This window comes from Solemya elarraichensis gill symbiont (assembly GCF_002021095.1).
GTDB lineage: Bacteria > Pseudomonadota > Gammaproteobacteria > Chromatiales > Chromatiaceae.
Map to the genome: position 1 here is coordinate 1 of NZ_MPRK01000120.1, position 5,650 is coordinate 5,650.

At 47.8% G+C, this 5,650-nt stretch carries 3 protein-coding genes and 1 tRNA gene; all 4 read left to right on the forward strand.

The annotated features are described in order from the left end of the window. The first annotated feature begins 75 nt into the window (after positions 1 to 75). Positions 76 to 152 (forward strand) — tRNA-Arg (locus BOW51_RS07040). 331 nt (positions 153 to 483) lie between these two features. Then, positions 484 to 2,715: a PAS domain-containing hybrid sensor histidine kinase/response regulator gene (locus BOW51_RS07045; RefSeq protein WP_135568125.1), complete on the forward strand. Its 2,232-nt coding sequence runs from the start codon at positions 484 to 486 to the stop codon at positions 2,713 to 2,715. Further along, the gene (locus BOW51_RS07050; RefSeq protein WP_078477073.1) at positions 2,716 to 5,151 is read left to right on the forward strand and encodes a bacteriohemerythrin; all 2,436 of its coding nucleotides are present in this window, start codon (positions 2,716 to 2,718) and stop codon (positions 5,149 to 5,151) included. Between the two features lie 309 nt (positions 5,152 to 5,460). After that, entirely contained in the window at positions 5,461 to 5,610 is a 150-nt protein-coding gene (locus BOW51_RS11925; RefSeq protein WP_370738161.1) for a hypothetical protein, read from the forward strand. Positions 5,611 to 5,650 lie beyond the last annotated feature (40 nt).

The following is a 5,650-nucleotide window of genomic DNA, read 5'->3' on the forward strand; positions in this document are numbered from 1 at the left end:
GGGCAATGCTGTTATTGTGATGTTTTGATTGACAAAAGGGCGCGAAAACCGCAAAATGCGCGTCTTCAAAACAACGCGCCCGTAGCTCAGCTGGATAGAGTACCTGGCTACGAACCAGGCGGTCGGAGGTTCGAATCCTTCCGGGCGCGCCATATAAAACAAAGGCTTAGCTTTAATCGGCTAGGCCTTTTTTGTTTCTGGGTAGACTTCTGGGTAGATTAATAGTCTCCTATGGAGGCCGCATTAAGTTATTTAATCTATTTTTCTCAATTGCCCCCCATCCCCTCCCATAGGGGGGGTGTAGTTTTGTATATTTAGAACGACACACCGCATTTCAAATAAATAAGATGGTGTTTCACCCCGTTTCTTTCCGGTATCAACAATCTATCAAATATCTATGGCTAAGACTCGTATTTTGAGTTTGTGGCTCTATAGACTGGTATTAAATTTACTGCGTTATTCAATAATCAGAATGCACGCCAATTGTCCGAAGCTGAGAAAATTGCCCATATGGGTAGTTGGTCACTCGACATTGAAAGCAACAGGTTGTGGTGGTCAGACGAAGTTTACCGGATCTTTGAGTTAGATCCTGAGAAATTCGAAGCTTCATACGAAGCCTTTTTGGGTGCAATTCACCCTGAGGATGTTGAGTTAGTGCAAAAGGCATATTCCGATGCACTCATGAATAAGACCTCCTACGATATCGAGCACCGCCTGTTGATGCCTGACGGCAGAGTCAAATATGTGCAGGAACGGGGAGAGACGTTCTATAACGATGAGGGAAAAGCTGTCAAGTCAATCGGTAGTGTTCAGGATGTCACCGAGCACAAGATGGCTGAATTTGAGATGGTAGAAGCCATGGTGACAGCTGAGGACGCGAGTCGTACCAAGAGTGATTTTTTGGCCAACATGAGTCATGAGATTCGTACGCCCATGAACGCAATCATCGGTATGTCTTACCTGGCGTTGCAGACGGGTCTGGATCCCAAGCAGCGTAACTATATCGAAAAAGCCCATCAATCTGCAGAAAACCTCCTGGGTATCATCAATGATATTCTCGACTTTTCAAAAATAGAGTCAGGAAAACTGACCATTGAACTCGTCGATTTTCGTCTTGAAGACATAATTGAAAACATCAGAAATATTGTTGGGCTGAAATGCGAGGAAAAGAGCATTCTGTTCAATACAGAGATTGAAGAGAGTGTGCCAACAGCCCTGGTCGGAGACCCTTTGCGGCTTGGGCAGGTTCTGATGAATCTTGCAAACAATGCAGTGAAATTCACGCCAGAGGAGGGCACTGTTACTCTGCGAATTGAACTGTCAGATGAAACAGAGGATATGGCTACACTGCATTTTGCTGTGCAAGACACCGGTATTGGAATATCACCTGAGCAGCAAGCCAAGCTGTTCAAGCCCTTTAGCCAGGCTGATGCGACCACTACGCGTAAATACGGTGGTACTGGCCTAGGGTTGGCCATCAGTAAGAATCTTATTGGTCTGATGGGGGGTGAAATATGGGTAGAGAGTGAACTTCACGTTGGCAGTACCTTCCACTTCTCCAGTCCTTTTCAGAAGCAAGAAGATTATGCCTCATCACGATCATATGAAAGCGATGTAGCGACAGCAGAAGATTTCAGTAGTGTAATGCAAAAACTGCGTGGAGCAAATATTCTTGTGGTCGAAGATAATCCGATCAACCAGGAACTTGTAATGGAACTCCTTGCTGGAAAAGGTATAAGTGTCGAGGCAGTAAACAACGGACGGGATGCCGTAGTGCTACTCCCCAGTATGGATTTCGATGGCATATTGCTGGATTGCCAGATGCCGGTGATGGATGGCTATACGGCCAGCCGCAAGATTCGTGAAAATGAGCACTTCAAGGATCTGCCAATTATTGCCCTCACCGCCAATGCTCTGAAGGGGGATCGGGAAAAAGTCTTGGCCGCTGGTATGAATGACTACATAACCAAGCCGATCAATGTGAACAAGATGTTCAGAGTCATGGCAAAGTGGATTACGCCAAGAAATCCACTTGATGCAGAGGCTGTCGAGCACATTAAACAGTCCATCGCGGATACAGAAACCTTTCCTGAAGTGCCAGGCATCGATGTTGAGAGTGGACTGGCAACTACAGAAAATGATGCAGCACTGTACCGTAAGCTCTTGCTAAGGTTCCGTGATAGTAATCAAGGATTCGATAAACAATTCCGCGAAGCCCAGTCAGACCCGGATCCCAATGCCACTACGCGGCTTGCCCACACGCTCAATGGAACAGCTGGCAATCTTGGTATTAAAGGGGTTCAGAAAGCTGCTCTTGAATTGGAACAGGCATGCAAGAACCAAGCTGAAAATATTGAGTATAAGCTGGAGTCATTAGTTGCCGAATTGAATGACGTTGTTATTGGCATCAAGATTCTCGATCGCAGCAAGCTAGTTGAATATCTGAAATCTCCAATAGAGGAGATCGATATGACAGAAGTCGAGCAATTGCTGAGCAAGCTTTATCTGCAGGTTGTTGATAATAGTTTTATTGCAACCCAGACTATCGCAAAGCTATCCCATTGCCTGGAACACGTTGCTCACGAAACCTCTATGCACAAGTTGTCTAAGGCTATCGAGGGATATGACTTTGAAAACGCACTGGAACACCTCACCAAGCTTTCCGAAGAACTCAAGATGACCATGCTGCCTAGGGATGACAGCGAGGATAGATAGATGGCCAGAAACGAAAAAGTTGAATTTTTTGAAGTATTTCCCTGGGATCAAAACTTTGAGACAGGCATTTTCGATATAGACGCGCAGCATAAAACGCTGGTAAATATCCTCAACCAACTTGCCGCCCACCTCGCCAACAGATCACATCCATCCACCCTAAAGAAGTATTTCGATGAGTTGGCCCAATACGCTGACTATCACTTCAAAGCTGAAGAGGTAATTTGGGATGCGCACTTTAATGATGATGAGTGGTTGATGCAACACAAAGAGACCCACGCATCTTTTATTGAAAAGGTGGTTGCTCTGAGGAAGGAGGAGGAGATAAAGCCACTGGATGAGGTGATCGGGGATATTGTCTCATTTCTCGCGAAGTGGTTGGCCTACCACATTCTTGAAAGTGATAAGCGCATGGCAAAAGCTGTACTTGCCATGCAGTCTGGGTCCTCTTTGGAAGAGGCAAAGATTCATGCCAATGAAGAGATGAGCGGTGCGATGAAAGTGCTGGTCGAGACAGTGCTGACAATGTATGAGCAACTCTCTAACCGCGCCATGGACATCATGCGGGAAAAGACGCTTCGAAAGCAGGCAGAAACTGCCCTGCTCAAGGCCAAGGAAGAGGCTGAAGTCGCGAATCGAAGTAAATCAATGTTCCTGGCCAATATTAGCCACGAAATCCGAACCCCGATGAACGCCAGTATCGGCATGTCGCATCTGGCGCTGCAGACAGACCTGGATGCAAGGCAGCGCAACTATATAGAAAAGGCGAATCTGTCAGCCGTCGGATTGCTTGGCATCCTCTACGACATTCTTGATATATCCAAGATCGAGTCCGGTAAATTTGACATTGAGTCCATCGATTTTAGATTGGAAGATGTACTCGACAATATCAGCCATATCCTTGCACTCAAATGTGAAGAGAAAGGTATTGCGTTGAACTATGAAATTGATCCTGCAGTGCCTACAGCTCTTGTCGGTGATCCACTAAGATTGGGTCAGATCCTGTTAAATCTTGGTAACAACGCTGTCAAGTTTACCCCAGAGGCAGGCAGCATCACCGCTGGCGTCCAACTGCAGAATGAAGAAGATGGTGGGATTACCCTCTCTTTTTCAATAACAGATACCGGCATAGGAATTTCACAGGAGCAGCAGGCCAAACTCTTCCAACCATTCGGCCAGGCGGACGTATCTACTGCACGACAATATGGTGGTACCGGACTTGGTTTGGCAATCAGTAAAAAACTGGTCGAGATGATTAACGGTAAAATCGGGGTTGAGAGTGAGCCGGGTGTTGGCAGTACCTTCCACTTTACCGTAAATCTACAGAAACAAGTGGGTGAGGCCTCACCGCGTGAATTCACAGTGGCAGCAAGTCAGGAAGAAGCGAGTGTGCCCGTTAGATCGCTGCAGGGAGCGCAGGTGTTGGTTGTCGAAGACAATCTGATCAATCAGGAACTGGTGCTCGAACTGTTGGTGAATAATGGCCTCAGCGTAGAGGTTGTGACCAATGGAAAGGAGGCCCTGGAGATTCTTGAAACGTCTGAATTCGACGGTGTCTTGATGGATTGCCAGATGCCGGTTATGGATGGTTACACTGCAACCAGGAAGATCCGTGAGCAGGAAAAGTGCAAGGCGCTTCCGGTAATCGCCATGACAGCCAATGCAATGGTCGGAGACCGCGAGAAGGTTTTGGCCGCGGGCATGAATGACCATATTGCCAAGCCGGTCAATGTGAATGATATGTTTCAAACCATGGCAAAGTGGATCTCACCGAGAAAACCACTAAATAAAGATGTTGTTAAACGGACAAGGCAGTCCTCTGAGGAAATTAAGGAATTGCACAACTTGCCTGGTATTGATGCCGAAACGGGTCTGGGGACGACACAGAACGACGCCGTACTCTACCGAAAACTCCTGAATCGATTCGCCGAAACTCAGCAAGTCTTCGAGCAGCAATTCCGTGCAGCCAGGGAAGATGCAGATCCCGATGCCTCTACCCGACTGGCGCACTCCCTCAAAGGCACAGCAGGTAACCTGGGAATGGGTGGCGTTGGGCATGCTGCGGAGATTTTGGAGGAGGCGTGTAAAGAGGGACAAGAAAATATCGATGAACAATTGAATGCAGTCGTTGCAGAACTCTCCCCTGTGCTCGCTGGACTCAGATCTCTACAGATGACTGGTGCAGATAAAGAGATGGCGCCACTCGCGGAAAGCGTCGACATGGATGCAGTTACACAGTTGCTGAGGGCACTGTATCAGCAGATATCTGAAAACAGCTTTAAGGCTAACCAAACCTTGACAAAGATTATTCCGATGCTGGAAAACACTGCCCACAGCACAGAGCTGGTCAAGCTGGTCAAGTCTGTCGATGGCTATGATTATGATGCGGCAATGGATGTGCTCAAGGCGTTGATGGACGGGTTGGGCATCGATTTGTAACAAGGAAAAAAACAATGCGGGTTACCAGAATGTGTAGATTTGCACTTCAGATAATTGCACTGGGGGCACTGCTCCTGTCGGAGGTTTCTACGGTATTTGCCCGGACGGAAGCAGTAATTCCACTGACCGAAGAGGAATAATATAATGTTAATCCGCTCTAAACTAACTTCCCTTACCGCAGGCGCTGTTCTTTCACTCGCGTTTTCAATCCCGGTGATGGCCGCAACCGTTCTCAAGGTCGGCCTGATCGATCCTCCGGGCCACATCGATGTACAGGCTTCCGAGCGTATGGCGCAACGTGTCGCCGAAATGACAGCCGGAGAAGTTAAACTGGAAATCTATCCAGCCGCACAACTCGGCAGGGCCAGTGACATGCTTATGGGTCTGAAGCCCGGCACCGTCGATCGCTGCGCGCCAAGGAGAGAGAATCGAAGGCGCGTAGTCCCCGGTAGCCACTAGGCGAGACTGTTTTTCTGACGTGCGCCAGCGCCCAAGGAAA